The organism is Polaromonas sp. (assembly GCF_030680935.1).
Taxonomy (GTDB): Bacteria; Pseudomonadota; Gammaproteobacteria; order Burkholderiales; family Burkholderiaceae_C; genus Polaromonas.
This window is the reverse complement of sequence record NZ_JAUXUP010000045.1, coordinates 1-22,923: the sequence shown is the minus strand read 5'-3', so window position 1 is coordinate 22,923 and position 22,923 is coordinate 1. Positions and strand designations below refer to the sequence as shown.

The 22,923-nt window shown below is 56.3% G+C and carries 29 protein-coding genes and 1 tRNA gene; all 30 read left to right on the top strand.

The window, feature by feature from the left end:
• Window positions 1-54: 54 nt before the first annotated feature.
• Complete coding sequence (locus Q8L50_RS11910; protein WP_305348843.1) at window positions 55-1,143, top strand: ABC transporter ATP-binding protein; 1,089 nt, start codon at window positions 55-57, stop codon at window positions 1,141-1,143.
• Complete coding sequence (locus tag Q8L50_RS11905) at window positions 1,130-2,206, top strand: ABC transporter ATP-binding protein (RefSeq protein WP_305348860.1); 1,077 nt, start codon at window positions 1,130-1,132, stop codon at window positions 2,204-2,206. Before Q8L50_RS11910 ends, Q8L50_RS11905 begins: the two co-directional genes overlap by 14 nt.
• Window positions 2,203-3,096: a carbohydrate ABC transporter permease gene (locus Q8L50_RS11900; protein ID WP_305348842.1), complete on the top strand. Its 894-nt coding sequence runs from the start codon at window positions 2,203-2,205 to the stop codon at window positions 3,094-3,096. Before Q8L50_RS11905 ends, Q8L50_RS11900 begins: the two co-directional genes overlap by 4 nt.
• Window positions 3,089-3,901, top strand: coding sequence for a carbohydrate ABC transporter permease (locus tag Q8L50_RS11895; RefSeq protein ID WP_305348841.1), 813 nt, complete (start codon window positions 3,089-3,091; stop codon window positions 3,899-3,901). Before Q8L50_RS11900 ends, Q8L50_RS11895 begins: the two co-directional genes overlap by 8 nt.
• 96 nt (window positions 3,902-3,997) lie before the next feature.
• Window positions 3,998-4,306: a DUF2160 domain-containing protein gene (locus Q8L50_RS11890; protein ID WP_305348840.1), complete on the top strand. Its 309-nt coding sequence runs from the start codon at window positions 3,998-4,000 to the stop codon at window positions 4,304-4,306.
• Between the two features lie 87 nt (window positions 4,307-4,393).
• The gene (locus Q8L50_RS11885) at window positions 4,394-6,124 is read left to right on the top strand and encodes an ABC transporter substrate-binding protein (protein ID WP_305348839.1); all 1,731 of its coding nucleotides are present in this window, start codon (window positions 4,394-4,396) and stop codon (window positions 6,122-6,124) included.
• Between the two features lie 140 nt (window positions 6,125-6,264).
• The gene (locus Q8L50_RS11880; protein ID WP_305348838.1) at window positions 6,265-7,851 is read left to right on the top strand and encodes a glycerol-3-phosphate dehydrogenase/oxidase; all 1,587 of its coding nucleotides are present in this window, start codon (window positions 6,265-6,267) and stop codon (window positions 7,849-7,851) included.
• Between the two features lie 329 nt (window positions 7,852-8,180).
• Window positions 8,181-8,549 (top strand): 50S ribosomal protein L14, encoded by a 369-nt coding sequence (rplN, locus tag Q8L50_RS11875; RefSeq protein WP_007869247.1) that lies wholly within the window; start codon window positions 8,181-8,183, stop codon window positions 8,547-8,549.
• A gap of 9 nt (window positions 8,550-8,558) precedes the next feature.
• Window positions 8,559-8,879 carry a 50S ribosomal protein L24 gene (gene rplX, locus Q8L50_RS11870; protein WP_305348837.1) on the top strand — a complete coding sequence of 107 codons (321 nt, stop codon included), beginning with the start codon at window positions 8,559-8,561 and terminating at the stop codon, window positions 8,877-8,879.
• A 2-nt stretch (window positions 8,880-8,881) separates the two neighbouring features.
• Window positions 8,882-9,457 carry a 50S ribosomal protein L5 gene (gene rplE / locus Q8L50_RS11865; RefSeq protein ID WP_305348836.1) on the top strand — a complete coding sequence of 192 codons (576 nt, stop codon included), beginning with the start codon at window positions 8,882-8,884 and terminating at the stop codon, window positions 9,455-9,457.
• A 7-nt stretch (window positions 9,458-9,464) separates the two neighbouring features.
• Window positions 9,465-9,770, top strand: a complete 306-nt coding sequence (gene rpsN, locus Q8L50_RS11860) for a 30S ribosomal protein S14 (RefSeq protein WP_305348835.1) — start codon at window positions 9,465-9,467, stop codon at window positions 9,768-9,770.
• 17 nt (window positions 9,771-9,787) lie between these two features.
• A complete protein-coding gene (gene rpsH / locus Q8L50_RS11855) occupies window positions 9,788-10,183 on the top strand; it encodes a 30S ribosomal protein S8 (RefSeq protein WP_305348834.1) in 396 nt (131 codons plus the stop codon).
• Between the two features lie 24 nt (window positions 10,184-10,207).
• A complete protein-coding gene (gene rplF / locus Q8L50_RS11850; RefSeq protein WP_305348833.1) occupies window positions 10,208-10,741 on the top strand; it encodes a 50S ribosomal protein L6 in 534 nt (177 codons plus the stop codon).
• An 11-nt stretch (window positions 10,742-10,752) separates the two neighbouring features.
• Entirely contained in the window at window positions 10,753-11,118 is a 366-nt protein-coding gene (gene rplR, locus Q8L50_RS11845; protein ID WP_305348832.1) for a 50S ribosomal protein L18, read from the top strand.
• Window positions 11,119-11,135: 17 nt separating this feature from the next.
• Window positions 11,136-11,654: a 30S ribosomal protein S5 gene (gene rpsE / locus Q8L50_RS11840; RefSeq protein ID WP_188709721.1), complete on the top strand. Its 519-nt coding sequence runs from the start codon at window positions 11,136-11,138 to the stop codon at window positions 11,652-11,654.
• Between the two features lie 10 nt (window positions 11,655-11,664).
• Complete coding sequence (gene rpmD / locus Q8L50_RS11835; RefSeq protein ID WP_077592479.1) at window positions 11,665-11,847, top strand: 50S ribosomal protein L30; 183 nt, start codon at window positions 11,665-11,667, stop codon at window positions 11,845-11,847.
• Between the two features lie 12 nt (window positions 11,848-11,859).
• Window positions 11,860-12,291: a 50S ribosomal protein L15 gene (rplO, locus tag Q8L50_RS11830; RefSeq protein WP_305348859.1), complete on the top strand. Its 432-nt coding sequence runs from the start codon at window positions 11,860-11,862 to the stop codon at window positions 12,289-12,291.
• 23 nt (window positions 12,292-12,314) lie between these two features.
• Complete coding sequence (gene secY, locus Q8L50_RS11825) at window positions 12,315-13,634, top strand: preprotein translocase subunit SecY (RefSeq protein WP_305348831.1); 1,320 nt, start codon at window positions 12,315-12,317, stop codon at window positions 13,632-13,634.
• Window positions 13,635-13,637: 3 nt separating this feature from the next.
• A complete protein-coding gene (gene infA / locus Q8L50_RS11820) occupies window positions 13,638-13,856 on the top strand; it encodes a translation initiation factor IF-1 (protein ID WP_007869286.1) in 219 nt (72 codons plus the stop codon).
• A 27-nt stretch (window positions 13,857-13,883) separates the two neighbouring features.
• Window positions 13,884-13,997, top strand: coding sequence for a 50S ribosomal protein L36 (gene rpmJ, locus Q8L50_RS11815; protein ID WP_011481465.1), 114 nt, complete (start codon window positions 13,884-13,886; stop codon window positions 13,995-13,997).
• A gap of 25 nt (window positions 13,998-14,022) precedes the next feature.
• Window positions 14,023-14,388: a 30S ribosomal protein S13 gene (gene rpsM / locus Q8L50_RS11810; RefSeq protein ID WP_305348830.1), complete on the top strand. Its 366-nt coding sequence runs from the start codon at window positions 14,023-14,025 to the stop codon at window positions 14,386-14,388.
• Window positions 14,389-14,405: 17 nt separating this feature from the next.
• Complete coding sequence (gene rpsK / locus Q8L50_RS11805; protein ID WP_077592475.1) at window positions 14,406-14,810, top strand: 30S ribosomal protein S11; 405 nt, start codon at window positions 14,406-14,408, stop codon at window positions 14,808-14,810.
• Window positions 14,811-14,939: 129 nt separating this feature from the next.
• Window positions 14,940-15,563 carry a 30S ribosomal protein S4 gene (gene rpsD / locus Q8L50_RS11800; protein WP_305348829.1) on the top strand — a complete coding sequence of 208 codons (624 nt, stop codon included), beginning with the start codon at window positions 14,940-14,942 and terminating at the stop codon, window positions 15,561-15,563.
• A 95-nt stretch (window positions 15,564-15,658) separates the two neighbouring features.
• A complete protein-coding gene (gene rpoA / locus Q8L50_RS11795; RefSeq protein ID WP_305348828.1) occupies window positions 15,659-16,648 on the top strand; it encodes a DNA-directed RNA polymerase subunit alpha in 990 nt (329 codons plus the stop codon).
• Between the two features lie 82 nt (window positions 16,649-16,730).
• On the top strand, window positions 16,731-17,135 hold the full coding sequence (gene rplQ, locus Q8L50_RS11790; RefSeq protein WP_305348827.1) for a 50S ribosomal protein L17: 405 nt from the start codon (window positions 16,731-16,733) through the stop codon (window positions 17,133-17,135).
• Between the two features lie 18 nt (window positions 17,136-17,153).
• Window positions 17,154-17,230: transfer RNA gene (locus tag Q8L50_RS11785), tRNA-Met, on the top strand.
• Window positions 17,231-17,736: 506 nt separating this feature from the next.
• Complete coding sequence (locus Q8L50_RS11780) at window positions 17,737-19,926, top strand: type I secretion system permease/ATPase (RefSeq protein ID WP_305348826.1); 2,190 nt, start codon at window positions 17,737-17,739, stop codon at window positions 19,924-19,926.
• A gap of 116 nt (window positions 19,927-20,042) precedes the next feature.
• Window positions 20,043-21,338 carry an HlyD family type I secretion periplasmic adaptor subunit gene (locus Q8L50_RS11775; RefSeq protein WP_305348825.1) on the top strand — a complete coding sequence of 432 codons (1,296 nt, stop codon included), beginning with the start codon at window positions 20,043-20,045 and terminating at the stop codon, window positions 21,336-21,338.
• 176 nt (window positions 21,339-21,514) lie between these two features.
• Window positions 21,515-22,000, top strand: coding sequence for a response regulator transcription factor (locus Q8L50_RS11770; RefSeq protein WP_305348824.1), 486 nt, complete (start codon window positions 21,515-21,517; stop codon window positions 21,998-22,000).
• Between the two features lie 91 nt (window positions 22,001-22,091).
• Window positions 22,092-22,923: retention module-containing protein (locus Q8L50_RS11765; protein ID WP_305348823.1), on the top strand; the 832-nt coding region annotated here is incomplete at its 3' end.

The window sequence follows — 22,923 nt, the reverse complement described above, 5'->3', positions numbered from 1 at the left end:
GTACTTACTTCCTTGCAGGATTCTGGCGCGGCTGTCCGCTTTGAAGGACGCGTGATGGAGCTGGTCCTCAACAACATCACAAAAAAAGTGGGGCCTGAGTGCTGGCTTCACGAGATGACGATTGCGCCGCGCGCGGGGGAAGTCACGGTGCTGCTGGGCGCCACGCAAGCGGGCAAGACCAGCCTGATGCGCATCATGGCGGGGCTGGACGTGCCGAGTACCGGCCGGGTCCGGGTTGACGGAACTGACGTGACCGGCATGTCGGTGCGCGAGCGCAATGTCGCGATGGTTTATCAGCAATTCATCAATTACCCCTCGTTGAAGGTGGCGGACAACATCGCGTCGCCGCTCAAGTTGCGGCGCGAGGCAGACATTGATGTGCGGGTGCGGGAGATTGCCACGCGCCTGCATATAGAGATGTTTCTGGACCGCTACCCCGCCGAGCTTTCGGGTGGGCAACAGCAGCGTGTGGCACTGGCGCGCGCGCTGGCCAAGGGCGCTCCCCTGATGCTGCTCGACGAGCCGCTGGTCAACCTGGACTACAAATTGCGCGAAGAGCTGCGCGAGGAGCTGACGCAGCTGTTTGCAGCAGGTGATTCCACCGTGATCTACGCCACCACAGAGCCTGGCGAAGCCTTGCTGCTGGGCGGCTACACCGCCGTACTCGACGGCGGGGAGTTGCTGCAATACGGGCCCACCGCCGAAGTTTTCCATTCGCCAAAGTCGCTGCGTGTGGCACGCGCCTTCAGCGACCCGCCCATGAACCTGATTGCTGCCACAGCCACTGCAAGAGGCGTGCGGCTGACCGGAGGAGCCGAACTTGTCATCGCGCTGCCCGCGGGCGCGTCACCTGCCTTGACTGTCGGTGTGCGCGCAAGCGCCTTGCGCGAAACCGCGCGCGACGACGACGTCACACTGTCCGGCAGGGTCGAGCTGGCCGAAATCTCCGGCTCGGACACTTTTGTGCATGTGAGTACGGCGGTGGGCGAGCTGGTGGCGCAATTGACGGGCGTGCATTACTTTGATCTGGGCGCGACCATCCAGTTGTATTTGTACCCGGGTCATGTTTACGTGTTTGATGCTGCCGGTGTATTGCTGGTGGCGCCGCAACGCCATGCGGGAGGTGCTTGTGGCGCGAATTGATCTCGACCTGGCGCACTCGTACAAGGCCAACCCCGCTGGGGATGCCGACTATGCCTTGCTGCCGCTGAAAATGACCTTTGAGGACGGCGGCGCCTACGCGTTGCTGGGCCCTTCGGGCTGCGGCAAGACCACCATGCTCAACGTGATATCGGGGCTGCTGGCGCCGTCTCAGGGCAGTGTCAAGTTCGATGGCCGCGACATGACGCTTGCCAGCCCGCAGCAGCGCAATATCGCCCAGGTGTTCCAGTTCCCGGTGATTTACGACACCATGACCGTCGCTGAAAACCTGGCTTTCCCGTTGCGAAACCGCAAGGTGCCCGAAGACCAGATCAGGAAACGTGTGGGCCAGATTGCCGAAATGCTGGAGATGAGCGGGCAATTGAACCAGCGTGCGGCAGGCCTTGCCGCCGACGCCAAACAGAAAATTTCGCTGGGGCGTGGCCTGGTGCGTTCTGATGTCTCGGCGGTGCTTTTCGACGAACCGCTGACCGTGATCGACCCGCACCTCAAATGGCAGTTAAGACGCAAGCTCAAGCAGATTCATCATGAACTCAAACTGACGCTCATCTACGTCACGCACGATCAGGTCGAGGCCCTGACTTTTGCCGAACAGGTGATTGTCATGACGCGTGGTCGCGCGGTGCAGGTCGGTTCGGCCGATGCGCTGTTTGAGCGTCCGCAACACACCTTCGTAGGGCATTTCATCGGGTCGCCGGGCATGAACTTTCTGCCGCTGCGTGTGACTGGTGATTCCATCTGTATTGCCGACCATGCGCTGACGCTGCCAGCCGGTCGTGAACTGCCCGATGGCGAGTACAAACTGGGAATTCGTCCTGAATACGTGAGCCTGGCGCAGGCTGGTGCGTCTGGCGCCCTGCCGGCGACGATCACGCGTGCTCAGGACATTGGTACCTACGTGATGCTGACGTGCAGGGTGGGTGAAGCCACCGTCAAGGTGCGCCTGAACCCGGAGGCTGCCGCGCCGAAGGCCGGCGACACGGCCTGGCTGCAGGTGCTGGGTGCACATACCTGCTTCTACAAAGATGAGGAGTTGGTGGCATGAGCACAACAACCAAACCAGTCAACCAGAAGGCCTGGCTGCTGGTGTTGCCCGTCATCATTTGCGTGGCCTTTTCGGCCATTCTGCCTCTGATGACTGTCGTCAACTATTCGGTGCAGGACATCATCTCTCCGGAAAGGCGGGTGTTCGTCGGCACCGAGTGGTTTGCCGCCGTCATGCGCGACGAAGACCTGCATGCCGCACTCTGGCGACAGCTCACGTTCTCGTTTGCCGTGCTGGCTGTGGAGATTCCGCTCGGTATTGCGCTGGCCTTGTCCATGCCTGCCGACGGCTGGAAAGCCTCGCTGGTACTGGTCCTGGTCGCACTTTCCCTGCTGATTCCCTGGAATGTCGTCGGCACCATCTGGCAAATTTACGGTCGCGCAGACATTGGGCTGATGGGCATGGTGCTGCAGAAGATGGGTTTTGACTACAGCTACACCGGTAACGCACTGCATGCGTGGATCACGGTGCTGGTGATGGACGTCTGGCACTGGACCCCGCTGGTGGCCCTGCTGGGCTATGCGGGCCTGCGATCCATACCCGACGCCTATTACCAGGCGGCGCGTATCGATGGTGCCAGCAAGTTCGCGGTGTTTCGCTATATCCAGCTGCCCAAGATGCGCGGCGTATTGATGATCGCCGTGTTGCTGCGTTTCATGGACAGCTTCATGATTTACACCGAGCCCTTTGTGCTGACCGGGGGCGGGCCCGGCAATGCCACCACCTTTTTGTCGCAATACCTGACCCAAAAGGCCGTGGGCCAGTTTGACCTGGGGCCCGCGGCGGCCTTCTCGCTGATTTACTTCCTGATCATCCTGCTGCTGTGCTTCATCCTCTATAACTGGATGCAGCGGGTGGGCACAGCCACCAAGGAGGCTACCGGTGAATAAGCCCCGCTTCCAGGCCCGGACGCTGTTCCTGGTTGCCTACATCGTTTTTGCGCTGTTGCCCATCTACTGGATGGTCAACATGAGTTTCAAGACCAACTCGGAAATCCTGTCGAGCTTTTCTTTCTTCCCGCAGGAGTTCACCTGGGCCAACTACCGGACGATATTTACCGATCCGTCCTGGTATTCGGGTTACATCAACTCGCTGATCTATGTGGCGATCAATACCGTGATTTCGATCACCGTGGCCTTGCCAGCTGCGTATGCGTTTTCACGGTACAGCTTCATCGGCGACAAACACGTGTTTTTCTGGCTGCTGACCAACCGCATGACACCTCCGGCGGTGTTTTTGCTACCGTTTTTTCAGCTGTACACCACGGTGGGGCTGATGGACACCCACATTGCCGTGGCGTTGGCGCACCTGCTGTTCAACGTGCCACTTGCGGTCTGGATTCTCGAAGGATTCATGAGCGGCATTCCGCGCGAAATTGATGAAACCGCGTATATCGACGGCTATTCTTTCCCGCGTTTTTTCATGCGCATATTTTTGCCGTTGATCAAGGCCGGCGTTGGTGTGGCGGCGTTTTTCTGCTTCATGTTTAGCTGGGTCGAGCTGCTGCTGGCACGTACGCTGACCAGCGTCAATGCCAAACCGATTGTGGCGACCATGACTCGCACGGTCTCCGCCTCCGGCATGGACTGGGCCACTCTGGCGGCCGCCGGTGTGCTCACCATCGTGCCCGGTGCGATCGTCATCTGGTTTGTGCGGCACTACATCGCCAAGGGTTTTGCGATGGGCCGGGTGTGAAGCGAGGGGCGAGGTGCGCCGCGCGCGGTGATAGCGCAACGGAGCACTCCGCGAATGAGGAGGCGCTATGCCTCCGACTGAGAAAAGGAGCTTCAAATGTTCGAATGGATGGCCTGGACTTTGCCGGTGGCGGTATTTTTCACCTGCATTGTCCTGACGCTGATTGGCATGACGGTCTGGGAAATCAGATCCCCGACTGCCGTGCGCCGAGGCTTTTTGCCGCTGGACACCACACGCGGCGACCGGTTGTTCATCGGCCTGCTGGGCGCTGCCTATATCAACCTGATTTTTGTCGGCCTCAGCGGCAAGCTGGGGGTGGCGCTCAGCCTGCAGGCAGATCCGTCGATCTGGATCAGTTTTTTTATTTCCATGGGATGGATTGCGCTGGTCATGCGCAAGGGTTAGCAGAGATACGGATCCGGCTCATTGCTTCCCCGGAGCCGGGCGAGTCATGGAAACCATTGGGGGAGGTAATTTATGAGGAGACAAGTCATGAAGATGCGTTACACAGCGCTGGCGCTGGCGGCGGCCCTGATGGCCACCCAGCATGCCGGTGCCGGCGATGCCGAAGCCAAAAAGTGGATAGACAGCGAATTCCAGCCTTCCACGCTGTCCAAGGACCAGCAGATGGCCGAGATGAAGTGGTTCATCGAAGCGGCCAAAAAACTGCAGGCCAAGGGCGTCAAGGAAATTTCGGTGGTGTCGGAAACCATCACTACCCACGAGTACGAATCGAAAACCCTGGCCAAGGCGTTTGAAGAAATCACCGGCATCAAGGTCAAACACGATTTGATCCAGGAAGGCGATGTGGTCGAAAAGCTGCAGACTTCCATGCAGTCGGGCAAGTCGATTTACGACGGCTGGATCAGCGACAGCGACCTGATCGGAACCCATTACCGCTACGGCAAGGTGATGAATCTGACCGACTACATGGCCGGCAAGGGCAAGGAATGGACCAACCCGGGCCTGGACTTGAAGGACTTCATCGGGACCAGTTTCACCACGGCCCCGGATGGCAAGCTCTACCAGCTGCCCGACCAGCAATTCGCGAACCTGTATTGGTTCCGTGCTGACTTGTTTGCGCGCAAGGACCTCCAGGACAAGTTCAAGGCCAAGTACGGCTACGACCTCGGCGTGCCGCTGAACTGGAGCGCATATGAGGACATCGCCGCTTTTTTCACCAATGACGTCAAGACCATCGACGGTAAGCCGATCTATGGCCATATGGACTACGGCAAGAAGGACCCCTCGCTGGGCTGGCGTTTCACAGACGCGTGGCTGTCAATGGCCGGTACCGCCGACAAGGGTATTCCGAATGGCCAGCCGGTTGATGAGTGGGGTATCCGCGTGGGCGCCGACAAGTGCACGCCGGTGGGCGCCTCGGTGTCACGCGGTGGAGCCACCAACTCGCCCGCAGCAGTGTATGCCCTGACCAAATACGTGGACTGGATGAAGAAGTACGCGCCCAAGGAGGCCACGGGCATGACCTTCGGCGAAGCCGGACCGGTGCCTGCCCAGGGCCAGATTGCGCAGCAGATTTTCTGGTACACGGCCTTCACCGCTGATATGACCAAAAAAGGCCTGCCCGTGGTCAATGAGGACGGCACGCCCAAATGGCGCATGGCGCCTGGTCCGAACGGCCCCTACTGGAAACAGGGCATGCAAAACGGCTACCAGGACGTGGGTTCGTGGACTTTCTTCAGCGCGCATGATGAGAATCGAACGGCGGCTGCCTGGCTGTACGCCCAGTTTGTCACTGCCAAGACCACATCGCTCAAAAAGACCATTGTTGGGTTGACGCCTATCCGCGAGTCGGACATTCGCTCCAAGGCCATGACCGACCTGGCACCCAAACTGGGTGGTCTGGTGGAGTTCTACCGCAGCCCGGCCCGTGTGGCGTGGACGCCGACGGGTACCAACGTGCCTGACTATCCGAAGCTGGCCCAGCTCTGGTGGAAAAATGTGGCCCAGGCAGTGACCGGCGAAAAAACACCGCAGGTTGCCATGGACACGCTGGCCGAAGAGATGGATCAGGTCATGGCTCGACTTGAGCGCGCTGGCATGGAAAAATGCGCGCCCAAGCTAAATCCCAAGGGCGACCCGGCCAAATACCTCAGCGACACCGGTGCGCCGTGGAAAAAGCTGGCCAACGAGAAGCCCAAAGGCGAAACCATCAACTATGACAAGCTGCTCCAGGCCTGGAAGGATGGCAAGGTCCGTTGATCGGGACCCGGCGGGTGTTCGCCCGCTGCCTGGTTGACCGATAAGGGTGCGTGCAAACCTGGGGGGTTTGCACGCACATACCACGGCCCGGAAAGTGCACCTGCAAAGGAGCCTTTTCGTGGAGATGGACAATGAAGCCCATGACTTTTGAAACCTTGCTGCTACCGACGCACCGCGCCGAACTGATCAATCGCCTCCGGGCGCCCCAGACCTATGACATTGCGATCATTGGCGGGGGTGCAACCGGCCTCGGTGTGGCTCTTGATGCGGCGGCGCGCGGATTCTCGGTGGTTCTTGTCGAGTCGCACGACTTTGCCAAAGGTACCTCATCCCGGGCAACCAAGCTGGTCCATGGGGGCGTCCGTTATCTGGCTCAGGGCAATATCTCTTTGGTGCGTGAAGCACTGCACGAACGTACGCGTTTGCTGGCCAATGCACCGCATCTGGCCCAACCGCTAGCCTTTGTGATGCCCTCCTATAAATTCTGGGAAGCTCCCTTTTACGGCGTTGGCCTCAAGATGTACGACGCGCTGGCGGGCAAGTCCGGCCTGGGCGCCACTGAGTTTTTGAGTCGCACCGAAACCTTGCAACTGCTTCCGACGGCGCATCAGGACGGGCTCAAGGGGGGCGTGAAATATTGGGATGGGCAGTTTGACGACGCACGTCTGGCCCTGGCCCTGGCCCGCAGCGCCGCCCGGGCGGGCGCCTTGCTGGTCAATTACTGCGCTGCGACCGGGCTGATTCACGAAAAAGGCAAACTGGCCGGTTTGCGTGTGACGGACGCCGAAAGTGGGCAAACACTTACGATAAAGTCCAAATGTATTGTCAATGCGGCTGGCGTTTGGGTGGACCAACTGCGTTTGCTCGATGGACAGGCCATAGGCCGCGAGGCCAAACCCATGGTGGCGCCCAGCCAGGGCGTTCATATTGTTGTGGATCGGTCATTTTTGCCGGGCGACCATGCGCTGCTGATACCCAAAACTGCCGATGGACGCGTTCTATTTGCCGTGCCCTGGCTTGGCAAGACCATCCTGGGTACCACCGATACGCCGCGCAACGACCTGGCGCGTGAGCCGGTGGCTTTTCGCGAAGAAGTCGATTTCATCCTGGGTGAGTCCGCGCGTTACCTGAGCAAGGCGCCCGGACCGGCTGACATTCGCAGTATCTGGGTTGGGCTGCGGCCACTGGTCAAACCCCCGGAAGATGATGGTGAGCGCACCCAGGCCTTGTCGCGCGAACACACCGTGCTTGTCAGCAAAAGCGGCCTGGTGACCGTGACCGGGGGGAAGTGGACCACCTACCGCGCCATGGCGGAAGACGTGCTGGACAACTGTTTTGCCGCCCACCTGCTGGCAAAACGTCCGGGCGGTGTGACGGCCGACCTGCGCCTGGTCGGTGCCCAGCCTTCGAGTCACAAAATCAGCGAGCCGCCGGGAATCCATCAGTACGGAAGTGAAGCGCCCGCTGTTCTCGCTTTGCCCGGTGCGGACCGGGTGTTGGGCGGCGGCTTGACCGAAGCCATGGTGCGTTTTGCCGCCAGGCACGAGTACGCCAGAACGGTAGAGGATGTGCTGGCGCGCCGGTCCCGGCTGCTTTTCCTGGATGCGGCGCTGGCGAAATCCTTGGCGGGCCTCGTGGCCGCGCTACTGGCTGAAGAAAATCAGGTTGATCCGCAACTAACCGCTTTTCTTGCGTTGGCAGACCGGTATCTGGCCCTCCCGACCTGATGGTGGGTAATGCGCCTGCGCGACGGTGGTACTGACGAGCTCCTTTTTTAAGAGCTGTCCGTGCAGCTTTGACTGGGGTCCGGGCGATTTTTTGACGCCAAATTTTCATCCTCAAAGACAGTCAAGCAGGTAGATTGCGGTTTCTTGGTTGACAGGGCAGGAAAATTTGGTAATAATCGTGGGCTTCGCTTTAAAAAGCTGAGAATTCTGCCTAACGGAGGCATCGCAAGTGGTTTGTGGTGCGGACGACGGGCCCAAGACTGACTGGTAAGTGGGTTTCCGGTGAAAACCGTAAAAGTACGCGCTGGTGCAAGTTGGGACTAATTTAAATGATTCAAACGCAATCCAAACTCGATGTTGCTGACAACACGGGCGCCAAATCCGTGATGTGCATCAAAGTGCTGGGCGGATCCAAGCGCCGGTACGCCAGCGTTGGTGACGTCATCAAGGTGAGTATCAAAGAAGCCGCTCCGCGTGGCCGCGTCAAAAAAGGCGAGGTTTACAGTGCTGTGGTGGTTCGTACCGCCAAGGGTATCCGCCGCGGTGATGGTTCGCTCGTCAAATTCGATGGCAACGCAGCAGTGTTGCTTAATGCCAAGCTGGAGCCTATCGGCACCCGTATCTTCGGACCGGTCACGCGCGAACTGCGCACCGAAAAGTTCATGAAGATCGTGTCCCTGGCTCCCGAAGTTCTGTAAGGACACGCCATGAACAAGATTCGCACAGGCGACGAGATCATTGTGAGCGCAGGTCGTGACACGGGTAAGCGCGGCACGATTTCGCTCCGCAAGGACGATAGCTACGTGCTGGTGGATGGGATCAACCTGGTGAAAAAACACACCAAGCCGAATCCGCTCAAGGGTACGACGGGTGGCATCGTTGAGAAAAACATGCCGATTCACCAATCCAATGTCGCTATTTTCAATGCGGCAACCGGCAAGGCGGATCGCGTTGGCATCAAGCTTCTGGCTGACGGCAAAAAAGTGCGCGTCTTCAAATCCAGTGGCGACGAAATCAAGGCTGCATAAACATGGCAAAAATCGCACCTACACAAGCTGCTCCTGCTCAGGCTCGCCTGCAGGCCCAGTTCCGCGAAAAAATCGCGCCGGCGCTGATTGAAAAATTCGGCTACAAATCGCCGATGCAGGTTCCCCGCATCACCAAGATCACGCTCAACATGGGTGTGAGCGAGGCTGTGGCCGATAAAAAGGTCATGGACAACGCGGTGAGCGACATGACCAAGATCGCCGGCCAGAAGCCGGTGGTGACCAAGGCCAAGAAGGCGATTGCCGGTTTCAAGATCCGCGAAGACCTGCCCATTGGCTGCATGGTGACTTTGCGCGGTGTGCAGATGTATGAGTTCCTGGACCGTTTCGTCACCGTGGCGCTGCCGCGTGTTCGTGACTTCCGGGGTATTTCTGGTCGCGCGTTTGATGGCCGTGGCAATTACAACATCGGCGTGAAAGAGCAGATCATTTTCCCTGAAATTGAGTACGACAAGGTTGACGCCCTGCGCGGTCTCAACATCAGCATCACCACCACGGCTAAGACCGATGAAGAGTGCAAGGCGCTCCTCACTGGCTTCCGTTTTCCGTTCAAGAACTGAGGCGGACATGGCAAAACAGGCTTTATTGCAACGTGAATTGAAGCGCGAGAAACTCGCGGCCAAGTTCGCCAAGAAATACACAGAACTCAAAGCAACGTCCAACGACGCCAAGCGCTCCGATGAAGAGCGCGCCCTGGCCCGTCTGGAGTTGCAAAAGTTGCCCCGCAATGCGAACCCGACACGTCAGCGCAATCGCTGTGCGATCACGGGTCGTCCGCGCGGTACATTCCGTCAATTCGGCTTGGCTCGCGCCAAGATTCGTGAGTTGGCTTTTGCTGGTGATATCCCTGGTATCACCAAGGCAAGCTGGTAAGCATAGGAGAACTACAAATGAGCATGAGTGATCCTATTGCCGACATGTTGACACGCATCCGCAATGCACAAATGGTTGAAAAAGCCGTTGTGCTGGTGCCGTCGTCAAAAGTCAAAGTCGCCATCGCGCAGGTGTTGAAGGATGAGGGCTACATCGATGGCTTCTCCGTCAAAACCGACGACGGCAAGCCCCAGTTGGAAATCGCCCTGAAGTATTACGCAGGACGCCCGGTGATTGAGCGCATTGAGCGCGTCAGCCGCCCTGGCCTTCGCGTTTACAAAGGCCACGGTGCCATCCCCCAGGTCATGAATGGCTTGGGTGTGGCCATCGTCACGACCCCCAAGGGCGTGATGACAGATCGCAAGGCGCGCGCTACCGGTACCGGTGGTGAAGTGCTTTGTTACGTAGCTTAACGGCGACATTGAGGAGTAACTGAAATGTCTCGTGTAGGAAAAATGCCAGTCATCGTGCCTCAGGGCGTCGATGTGGCGATGAAAGACGACCAGATCAATGTCAAGGGCAGTCTCGGCACCCTGGCGTTGACGCAGAATGCACTGGTAACCATCAAGAGCGATGCAGGGCAGCTGACTTTTGTGCCGGCCAATGACTCTCGTGAAGCCAATGCCATGAGCGGCACGATGCGCCAGCTTGTCAACAATATGGTGACGGGTGTGACCAAGGGCTTTGAGAAGAAGCTGAGCCTGGTTGGGGTGGGCTACAAGGCCCAGGCACAAGGCGCCAAGCTGAATCTGACGGTTGGTTATTCGCACCCTGTGGTGATGGATATGCCGGCTGGTATCCAGGTGGCTACCCCCACCCCTACCGAGGTGGTGATCAAGGGGTCGGATCGTCAGCGTGTTGGTCAGATTGCTGCAGAAGTTCGCGCAGTCCGTCCACCCGAGCCGTACAAGGGCAAGGGCATCCGTTATGCGGATGAGAAGATCACGATCAAAGAAACCAAGAAGAAGTAAGGAGCTGCACCATGTTGACCAAAAAAGAGCAGCGCCTTCGTCGTTCACGCCAGACCCGTATCCGCATTGCCACGCAAGGTGTTGCGCGTCTGACCGTCAACCGGACCAATTTGCACATTTACGCCAGCGTCATTTCTGGCGATGGCACAAAAGTCCTGGCATCTGCGTCAACCGCAGAAGTCGAGGTCCGCAAGGATCTTGGCGCGTCGGGCAAAGGTGCCAACGTTGCTGCTGCGCAGGCCATAGGCAAGCGCATTGCCGAAAAGGCAAAAGCGGCAGGTGTTGAAAAAGTGGCGTTTGACCGCGCTGGCTTTGCGTACCACGGCCGCGTGAAAGCGCTGGCTGAGGCTGCTCGCGAAGCTGGCTTGCAGTTCTAAGCAGACTGGAATTAAGTATGGCCAAGTTTCAAGCAAAATCAAACAACGACGCTCCAGACGATGGTCTGAAGGAAAAGATGATCGCGGTCAACCGCGTGACCAAAGTGGTGAAGGGTGGCCGTATTCTCGGTTTTGCCGCACTCACAGTGGTCGGTGATGGCGACGGTCGTGTCGGCATGGGTAAGGGCAAGTCGAAGGAAGTGCCGGCTGCCGTGCAAAAGGCCATGGAAGAGGCCCGTCGCAACATGACCAAGGTCTCGTTGAAAAACGGCACCATTCATCACAACGTATTCGGTCATTGGGGCGCAGCCAGCGTCATGATGATGCCTGCCGCAAAAGGTACCGGCATCATTGCCGGCGGCCCAATGCGCGCGGTATTTGAAGTGATGGGCATTACGGACATCGTGGCGAAAAGCCATGGCTCCAGCAACCCTTACAACATGGTGCGTGCAACGATGGACGCGCTGAACAACTCCACGACGGCTTCGGACATCGCGGCCAAGCGTGGTAAATCAGTCGAAGAAATCTTCGGCTAAGGCGGTACCCATGACGACAGAGAAAAAACTCACTGTGACACTGGTTCGCAGCCCGATTGGCACCAAGGAATCCCACCGCGCAACTGTGCGTGGTCTGGGCCTGCGTGGCATCAACAGCAAGAGCGAGTTGCAGGATACCCCCGCAGTGCGCGGCATGATCAACAAGATCAGCTACCTGGTCAAGGTGCTTTAAGCGGAGCCGATGATGGAACTAAATGGAATCAAGCCTGCTGCAGGCGCAAAACATGCCAAGCGTCGGGTCGGACGAGGTATCGGTTCGGGTATTGGCAAAACGGCTGGTCGTGGTCACAAGGGCCAAAAGTCCCGCGCTGGTGGTTATCACAAAGTAGGTTTTGAAGGCGGTCAGATGCCATTGCAGCGTCGCCTGCCAAAACGCGGCTTTAAATCACAGCTGCTGAAATTCAATGCCGAAGTAACTTTGGCCGCGCTGGAGCAGCTTGGGCTGGCCGAAGTAGACGTCCTGGCGCTGAAGACAGCTGGGTTGGTGGGGCAGCTTGCCAAAAATGTCAAGGTCATCAAGTCTGGCGAGCTCACCAAAGCGGTGAAGCTCAATGGAATCGGTGCGACCGCAGGTGCCAAGGCAGTGATTGAAGCCGCTGGCGGCACGCTGGCTTAATACTTCCATACGGATAACGATCAGTGGCAACCAGCTCTGCACAAATTGCAAAAACCGGCAAGTTCGGTGACCTGCGCAACAGGCTTGTGTTCTTGCTGCTTGCGCTGGTGGTATATCGGGTTGGTGCGCACATTCCTGTTCCCGGAATTGATCCGACCCAGCTCCAACAACTTTTCAAGGGGCAGCAGGGCGGCATATTGAGTTTGTTCAATATGTTCTCGGGCGGGGCGCTCTCGCGGTTTACTGTATTTGCGCTGGGGATCATGCCCTACATTTCGGCCTCCATCATCATGCAGCTGTTGACCTATGTGGTGCCAACATTCGAGCAGATGAAAAAAGAAGGAGAAGCGGGTCGGAGGAAGATCACGCAATACACCCGCTATGGAACTTTGGGTCTCGCGCTGTTCCAGTCCATGGGTATTGCAGTTGCGCTAGAGAGCTCGCCAGGCCTCGTCCTTGCTCCTGGATTCGGCTTTCGCATGACGGCGGTGGTAAGTTTGACGGCTGGTACGATGTTTTTGATGTGGCTCGGCGAGCAAATTACGGAACGCGGTTTGGGTAATGGCATCTCCATCCTGATTTTCGCGGGCATCGCGGCTGGTTTGCCCAGCGCACTCGGTGGGTTACTTGAATTGGTACGTACCGGTGCGATGAGCATCTTGGTGGCCATTGCAATCGTGTTGGTGGTTGTGTTGGTGACGTATTTTGTGGTGTTCGTGGAGCGTGGGCAGCGGAAAATTCTGGTGAACTACGCGAGACGGCAGGTGGGCAACAAGGTTTACGGCGGTCAATCCTCCCATTTACCCTTGAAACTCAACATGGCTGGGGTGATACCTCCCATTTTTGCGTCATCGATCATTCTGTTACCGGCGACTGTGGTGGGGTGGTTCAGTACGGGCGAAGGCATGCGCTGGCTCAAGGATATTGCCGGCACCTTGACGCCGGGCCAGCCAATCTACGTATTGCTTTATGCCAGTGCGATCATATTTTTCTGTTTCTTCTACACCGCTTTGGTTTTCAATAGCCGCGAGACAGCTGACAACCTGAAGAAGAGCGGTGCGTTCATACCCGGCATCCGTCCTGGCGACCAGACCGCAAGGTATATCGACAAGATTTTGGTTCGACTGACGCTCGCTGGTGCTGTGTACATCACCTTTGTCTGCCTGCTACCCGAGTTTCTGATTTTGAAGTACAACGTGCCGTTCTATTTTGGGGGAACGTCGTTGCTGATTATTGTGGTTGTCACCATGGATTTCATGGCGCAAGTGCAGAACTACATGATGTCTCAGCAGTACGAATCCTTATTGAAGAAAGCAAATTTTAAGACGTCGCCCGGTGGTTGATTCATGTCGAAAGATGATGTCATCCAGATGCAGGGGGAGGTCGTCGAGAATCTTCCCAATGCGACGTTTAGGGTGAAGTTGGAAAATGGTCATGTAGTTTTAGGTCACATATCTGGAAAAATGCGAATGCATTACATACGTATTCTTCCAGGAGACAAAGTGACTGTTGAGTTAACGCCCTACGATTTGTCGCGAGCACGCATCGTATTCCGCGCCAAGTAGGCGCAGTCAAAAGTTTAGGAGAAAGAAATGAGAGTTTCAGCTTCGGTCAAGAAAATTTGCCGTAACTGCAAAATTATCCGCCGCAAGGGCGTTGTACGCGTGATCTGCACAGACCCGCGCCACAAGCAACGCCAAGGCTGATTTTCACAAGTTTTAGAGGACGCATATGGCTCGTATCGCTGGTATAAACATTCCGCCGCAGCAACACGCCGAAATCGGCTTGACTGCTATTTTTGGCATAGGCCGCACTCGTGCGCGCAAGATTTGCGTCGCGTGTGAAATCGCCTATTCCAAAAAAGTCAAAGACCTGACTGACAGTGACCTGGAAAAGATTCGTGACCAGATTGCACAGTTCACCATTGAGGGTGATTTGCGCAGGGAAACCACGATGAACATCAAGCGTCTGATGGACATTGGTTGTTACCGTGGATTTCGCCACCGTCGTGGCCTGCCCATGCGTGGCCAGCGTACTCGCACGAATGCGCGTACCCGTAAGGGACCGCGCAAGGCCGCCGCGTCCTTGAAGAAATAATTGAGTAAGAGGTAGTTATGGCAAAAGCCCCCAGCAGTAACGCAGCACAACGCGTTCGCAAGAAAGTACGCAAAAACGTCGCCGACGGTGTCGCGCACGTTCATGCGTCTTTTAACAACACCATCATTACGATCACGGATCGCCAGGGCAATGCACTGTCGTGGGCGTCATCTGGCGGTCAGGGCTTCAAGGGGTCGCGCAAATCGACACCTTTTGCGGCCCAGGTTGCATCAGAGGTTGCAGGCCGTGCCGCCATTGAGCAGGGGATAAAGAACCTAGACGTGGAGATCAAAGGGCCAGGGCCTGGCCGAGAGTCTTCCGTTCGCGCGCTGGCGGCTCTTGGCATTCGAATCAACTCGATTGCAGATGTGACGCCCGTTCCTCACAACGGTTGCCGCCCCCAGAAGCGCCGTCGTATTTAAGTTCGACCTGTCCGGGCCAGGTTGCATCTAATGCGACCAGACCGGGCGGGTTTTCAACAAGCCCACCGCCGTTAGGTTAATTACCGAAGGCTCCTGCAGTTTCTGCAGCAGATGACATAAGGAATTCAAGTGGCACGTTATCTCGGCCCCAAGGCCAAATTATCCCGCCGTGAAGGCACAGACCTGTTCCTGAAAAGCGCTCGCAGGGCAATTGGCGACAAGGCCAAATTTGACTCCAAGCCTGGTCAGCACGGTCGCACATCCGGTATGCGTACCTCGGACTTCGGCTTGCAGCTTCGTGAGAAGCAAAAAGTCAAGCGTATGTATGGTGTTCTGGAAAAGCAGTTCCGTCGATATTTCGAGGAAGCCGATCGCAGAAAAGGCAATACCGGTGCCAATTTGCTTTTCATTCTTGAGTCTCGTCTCGACAATGTTGTATATCGGATGGGTTTTGGTTCTACCCGGGCCGAGGCGCGCCAGCTGGTTTCGCACAAGGCGATCACTGTCAATGGCGGGTCGGTGAACATTCCGTCATACATGGTTAAAGCGGGTGATGTCATTGCCGTCCGCGAAAAGTCCAAAAAACAGACCCGCGTGGCAGAAGCTCTTCAGTTGGCGCAGCAGGTTGGTATTCCGGCCTGGGTCGACGTCAGCATTGACAAAGGTGAAGGCACCTTCAAGAAGGTGCCTGATCGCGACGAGTTCGCTGCCGATGTCAACGAGTCGTTGATTGTCGAACTGTATTCTCGTTAATTTTCGTTCCTGCGTTTACGGGGCACTGGAATCGCAGGGTCGCTTCACCCGACCTTATCGGTGTAACGAGCCGAGGGTATTGAGAGGAAGAATGCATGCAAACAAATCTACTGAAACCAAAAACAATCAATGTTGAGCAGCTTGCTGCCAATCGCGCGAAGGTGACTCTGGAGCCTTTCGAGCGCGGTTATGGCCACACGCTTGGGAATGCCCTGCGCCGTGTGTTGCTGTCGTCGATGGTCGGTCATGCTGCCACTGAGGTCACGATCGCCGGCGTGCTGCATGAGTACTCGTCGATCGACGGCGTGCAAGAGGACGTAGTCAACATCCTGCTCAATCTCAAGGGTGTGGTATTTAAACTCCACAACCGTGATGAAGTGACTTTGAGTCTGCGCAAGGACGGCGAAGGGCCAGTCACCGCAGCCGACATTCAGACCCCCCATGATGTTGAGATCATCAATCCCGAGCACGTGATCGTCAATTTGTCGCATGGCGGCAAGATCGATATGCAAATCAAGGTGGAGAATGGTCGCGGCTATGTACCTGGCACGATGCGCCGCTATGGCGACGAGTCGACAAAGTCCATTGGACGCATTGTTCTTGATGCTTCGTTCTCGCCGGTCAAACGCGTCAGCTACACCGTGGAGAGCGCCCGCGTCGAGCAGCGCACGGACCTGGACAAGCTGGTGCTGGAAATCGAAACGAATGGTGCGGTGACTGCCGAAGACGCGGTCCGCGCGTCAGCCAAAATTCTGGTGGAGCAGCTTGCCGTGTTTGCCCAGCTGGAAGGCAACGAGCTGGCTGCATTTGATGCCCCAATTCAGCGCAGCTCGCAGCAATTTGATCCGATTCTTCTGCGTCCAGTGGATGAACTAGAACTTACCGTTCGATCGGCCAACTGCCTGAAGGCAGAGAATATCTATTACATCGGTGACCTGATTCAGCGCACCGAAAACGAACTGCTCAAGACCCCCAATCTTGGCCGCAAGTCGCTCAATGAAATCAAGGAAGTATTGGCATCCCGCGGTTTGACACTGGGTATGCGGTTGGAGAGCTGGCCTCCCGCAGGTCTTGACAAGCGTTAATTGAAACAAAACCTCCTTTGGGAGGAAGTGCACGGGCAGTACCTGATACGGCTGCCTGAAATACAAATGAAAGGAAAGCACTATGCGTCACGGACACGGACTTCGTAAACTCAATCGGACCAGCTCTCACCGGCTGGCCATGCTGCGCAACATGATGAATTCCCTGATTCAGCATGAAGCGATCAAAACCACGTTGCCAAAGGCCAAGGAACTGCGCCGCGTGGTTGAACCCATGATCACTCTGGCGAAAGAACCAACAGTTGCAAACAAGCGACTGGCGTTTGATCGCCTGCGCGATCGTGATATGGTGGTGAAGCTCTTTGCGGAGCTCGGACCCCGTTACAAGGCCAGGCCTGGTGGTTACACACGCATACTGAAAATGGGCTTCCGTGTTGGCGACAATGCGCCAATGGCGCTGGTTGAACTCGTAGATCGCCCGGAAGTTTCGGAAGACGTTTCCAATGACGGCGTTAAAGCAGCAGACTAGGTTATAATCCTTATATAACGCGCGGTGGAGCAGCCTGGTAGCTCGTTGGGCTCATAACCCAAAGGTCGTAAGTTCAAATCTTGCCCGCGCAACCAATATTCTGGCTATTAGAGTCAGAAACAGAATCGCCCACTTTATGTGGGCGTTTCTGTTTTCATTCCTCACTTTTTTCGGTTTGAGGGCAATCTATCTGTATCGGCAGGTGGGCGCGGTGATTGAGGGCTTGCTTTAATCCGCTGACTCTCTGTCGCGGATAAGCTTTGGATTTGACCGCGACCTGGCTATCGCCTTTCGCCGACTTCGCATGGACGGATCGTTTGATCGCTCTACGGGATAATTCTCGAATCTGGATTGCGAGGTGTCGCGTAAACTATCAATGCTTTTCTGGTCATGGCAACGTGTCCATAACGAGTGAGTGATCCCCGGGGCTGTTGCCATTGGGCCACCATAGAGTCGGGGTATGTCACTATAAATGTCGAAAAAGTTGTGGAACGGACTTGCAATCATGGCGGCAAGTGCTTGATTCTATTACAATTACTTACGCCTGCGCGGATCTCAACATGGGGTGGGTCGATCATCGAGACCAATAAGAATGAGTGACATGAACGTGCCCTTGCCAGCCGGTCAAAAAAGCGAAGCCAGCCATTTGGCGCAAGGCTTGCGCGAGGACTTGTTGCATCACGATCCTTTGCTCGATTGCTTGGTGGAGCTGACGCGGATCTATGCCCGACCTAGTACCCGTGCGGCGCTTTCCGCCGGGCTACCACTTCCCAAGACTGGCTTGCCGCCCTCTTTGTTTGCCCGAGCTGCAGCGCGTGCGGGTCTCTCCTGCAAGATATTGCGGAGACCGCTTCAAAAGATTGACGCCGCATTGTTGCCGGTGGTCCTGCTGCTCGAAGGCGACGGGGCCTGTCTTCTGTTGGGATGGGATGAAAGCGGCGAATCAGCAAATCTGCTTTTTCCTGAGGCTGGGCAAGGTGTGGTGGTGTTGCCTCGCGAACAACTGCTGGCTCGTTATGTCGGCATAGCAATTTTTTCTAGGCCCAACTTCCGATTCGACCAGCGAACCCCTGAATTGGCGAATACTTCTCAGCGCCACTGGTTTTGGGGTGCTTTTAGAGATCAATTTCCCCTCTATCGAGACATTCTTGCAGCGGCGCTCCTGATCAACTTATTTGCGTTGGCGTTTCCATTGTTCTCGATGAACGTTTATGACCGCGTGGTACCTAACTTTGCGGTCGAAACCTTGTGGATGTTGGCTTTCGGTTTGGTGCTGGTGCTCGTCATTGATTATTTCCTGCGGGTCATGCGCGGTTATTTTGTGGATCTGGCTGGATCCCGAATAGATATAAAGCTATCCACGCTCATCATGGAAAAAGTGCTCGGGATGCGGCTCTCAGATCGCCCACCGTCGGTCGGCTCCTATGCGGCTACTTTGCGATCCTTCGAGTCAGTGCGTGACTTTATCGCCTCCGCCACGGTGATTGCTGTTGTTGACTTGCCTTTTGCCCTCCTTTTTTTCCTGGTTCTCGGCTGGATTTCGTGGCCACTTGTCATTCCGCCCCTCGTGGGTGTATTTCTTGTCGTCGCTTACAGTTACGTCGTTCAGAACAAGATGCATGCGCTTTCTGAGACCACGTTCAGAGCTTCGGCCATGCGTAACGCTACTCTGGTTGAAACGCTCACTGCAATGGAGGCCATCAAGGCGCATGGAGCGGAAAGTCAGATGCAGGCCAAGCTGGAGGACACCGCCGCTTTTCTTGCGCGGGTTAGTGCTCAGTTGCGACTGCTTTCGTCGTCTGTGGTTAATGTCGTTTCCAGTCTGCAGCAGCTCATCAACATCGTGATGATTGTGGCGGGAGTCTATTTGATACACGAGGGGTTTCTGACAATGGGGGGACTCATTGCGGCCACGATGTTGTCAGGGCGTGCGATGGCGCCGCTGGGTCAGATCGTTGCGCTGTTGATGCAATATCAAAATGCCAAGACGGCCCTAGCTTCGTTGGAAGATACGATGAAAAAACCGGGCGAACGCTCTGGCGAAACAAATTTTGTGCACCGACCGGACATCGCTGGCGAGATCGTATTTGACGATGTGCATTTCACATACCCTGGACGTACGCAGGAGGCTCTACGGGGGGTGTCCTTCAGGATCAAGCCGGGTGAAAACGTTGTCGTCATTGGCCGCGTAGGGTCTGGCAAGACCACACTACAGAGGCTCATACTTGGGCTTTATACCCCCTCCAGCGGCGCGATCAGCATGGACGGTATCGATCTTCGTCAACTAGACCCCGCCGATTTGAGGCGTAATGTGGGATATGTCGAGCAAGACGCGATGCTGTTTTATGGGACCTTGCGTGACAACATTGCCATAGCCGCGCCCTACGCGGACGATGGAGCAATCCTTGCGGCCGCTGAAGTAGGTGGTCTGATCGAGTTTGCCAACCGCCACCCGCAGGGCTTCGACATGATCATTGGGGAGCGCGGAGAGTCTCTTTCGGGTGGGCAGAGACAAGGGGTGGCAATTGCTCGCGCGGTGTTGCTGGAGCCCCCTGTATTGCTGTTGGATGAACCCACCGGGGCTATGGATTTTTCCTCGGAGGCACAGTTTAAAGAGCGTTTGCGCAGCTACGCCAAACACAAGACTATGGTGGTTGTTACCCACAGAAACACGCTGTTGGATCTGGCAGATCGAATCATCGTGATTGATGAAGGTCGTATTGTTGCGGATGGACCTTACGAACAGGTCATTGAGGCATTAAAAGCCGGGCGTATCGGGAAAGCTTCATGAATCCACGATGGACCTCATGGACTCGTCCGATGATTTTCCTTTGGGCTACTGGCAAGAGGCTGCTTCAACCCGCCCTTGAACGCACTTCCGCGTCGTGGCAACGGGCAGATGAGCACATGGATGCGGGTTTTGGCGGCGACGCAGATCGTGCGATGCTGGATCAGGAGCCTCTGCGTGCCCGAATGCTTGTCAAGAGCCTTGGCGTGGTTTTTGTGCTGGCGCTTTTATGGGCTGGTTTGTCGGAGGTCGATGAAATTACCAAGGGCGAAGGTAAGGTAATTCCCTCCCGGCAGTTGCAGATCATGCAAAGCCTGGACGGAGGTGTCGTTTCAGAGATTCTGGTCCAGGAGGGGCAGGTTGTTGAGGCGGGACAGATACTCGTAAACATTGATACGACGCGCTTCGATTCTTCTGTAAAGGAAAATCGGGTCCAGTATTTGGCGCTGTTGGCCAAGGCGGCGAGGGTCCGAGCACTCGCTGAGGGGGTGCCGTTCATACCTCCGCCGGAAGCACTGGCTGAGGCGCCTAAAACAGTTCAAGAAGAGCGACGTGCCTATGAGGCCAGCACCTCTACGCTCAACGCTCAACTGGCCATAGCCCAGCAGCAGTTATCGCAACGCCAGCAGGAGCTTGTCGAAGCGCGAGCCAAGCGGGAACAGGCTTCAAGAGCGTATGAGTTGACTGCGAAAGAGCTGGGTTATACAAAACCGTTGCTGAAGGATGGGGCTGTTTCAGAGGTGGAATTGTTAAGGCTTGAGCGGGATACTGGGCGCTTCCTGGGCGAGCGGGAGATGGCCTCGGCACAAATCGCAAAAACTCAAGCTGCAGTGGCAGAGGCTTCCCGCAAAATTCAGGAGATAACCCTGAATTTTCAGAGCGAGGCCCGTAAAGAGCTATCCGAAACCCTTGCGAAGCTCAATGTGAGCTCTGCAGGCGGGGTCGGGCTTGCCGACAAAGTGGATAAGTCTTCGCTGCGTTCACCGGTCAGGGGCACTGTCAAGCGTCTTTTGGTGAATACGGTGGGTGGCGTGGTTCAACCAGGACGAGACATCATTGAAATTGTGCCCTTGGAAGAAAACCTGTTGCTCGAGGCAAAAGTCTTGCCTAAGGATATTGCTTTTCTCCGGCCAGGGGACAAGGCTTTGGTCAAATTCACCGCCTATGATTTTTCTATTTACGGTGGTCTGGAGGCTAAGCTTGAATTTATAGGGGCCGACTCGGTGACTGACGAGCGAGGTAATACTTTCTATACAGTACGTGTACGAACTGAGAAGTCCAGACTAGGTGAAGGACTACCCATCATTCCCGGTATGGTGGCGGAAGTTGACATCATTACCGGTCAGAAATCCATACTGTCTTACCTTCTCAAACCTGTTTTGAAGGCAAAGCAAGCTGCCTTTACTGAACGCTGATCGGCTTGGTTGTGGGAAATCAGGAGCCGCAGTGTCTATTTCTTTGCCTGCAAGGCCGTATGCTCCCACGTTGGATCGAAGCCTTTCAGACGGGAAAAGCCGGCAAGGTAGAGACGGCGCGAGCCAAGGCTGATGCAGCTAAGGTAAGTCTCGTTTGGTTGAGGCTGGAGCAAGGCATGGCTTTGGAGGCTCAAATTGAACGCGTGGGAGCGCAGTTCGGCCAAACTCCCTGTATTGTTCTTAGTGATCGACCGACGGATGAGGAGGCCCTTGCTGCTTTTGCTGCAGGTGTCCGGGGGTACTGCAATACTCACGCTGCGGCGCAGCTCCTGATTCAGATTGCCTCTGTGGTGTTGCAAGGAGGCCTCTGGATTGGCGAGCCATTGATGCAACGCCTAATCAGTGCGACAAGCCGCATTCAGGCGACTTCTGGCCGAATTGGCGCTGGACTCGACACGTGGTCTCAAAATCTGACCGAGCGCGAAAAGGAAGTGGCCTTGACGATTGCCCGCGGTTCCAGCAACAAGGAAATTGCCAAGGCGCTCGGCATTACGGAGCGCACTGTCAAGGCGCATGTTGGCTCTATTCTGGACAAGCTCCAAGTCAGGGATCGGCTTCAATTGTCCCTGATAGTCAATGGGCGGGCCTCTGAGGCGGGTTGAGGCCGCTTGAGGTAGTACCTCGGTACAATTTTTTTACCAGACAGAACGGACTATATTGAGTTCAATACAGTAACTCCGTTTGGGATTCGTCATGGCCAATGAAGGCAAAGTTGTTGGTAATGTAGTGGTGCTTGAAGGCATCGCTTTCGCTGAAAACGCAAGCGGTGAACGTCGACAGCTGAAATTTGGAGATCCCGTATTAGAAGGCGACGTGATCGTCACCAGCACTGGCGCACGGGTGGAGCTGGCATTTGACCAAGGGGGGAAGTTTCTTCTTCGTTCGCGGGAAACCGTTACCCTTGATTCCACGGTGTTCGGCAATTTGTTGCCTGATGGCGGGAGTGCCGCGCTTTTGCCAAGGGTGGAGGAGCTCACCCGGATCCTGAATGCGATCAGCGAAGGCAGCACGCTTGACAGGCTTTTGCAGGAAACGTCCTCGGGTGTGAGCTCATCCTCGGGTGTTGGTGTCTCCGGCATCAGGTCTGATGATGGCAATAACTTCGTTCAGTTGTTGAGGACAGTGGAGGCGCTGGCACCGCTGACATATGAATACACCTCTCTAGATAAAGCAGTGTTGGGCTATTTGCCTAACGGAGTTGCAGATGAACCCATTGCAGCGTCTGCTGCTAGTGTTTTGCCCGGATCGGTTGTCGACCGGCTTGCAGTGGTTGAGTCCGCTGTTGTTGCCGGATCTACTGTCGCAGGCGCCGCAGAGGCTCCAAGCCCAAGCTTGGGAGGCAATCAGGTCAAGGCATTGACAGAGGGTAATGCAGCGCTGACCACGGGTGGCGATTTTGCAGCGACGGTGGTGGCCCAGACCGGCACGGCCGGGACCTACGGCAGCTTCGTGATCAACGCCGCCGGTGCCTGGACCTACACCACCAGCAGCGCCCTGAACAACCTGAACGCCGGCCAGGTGGTGA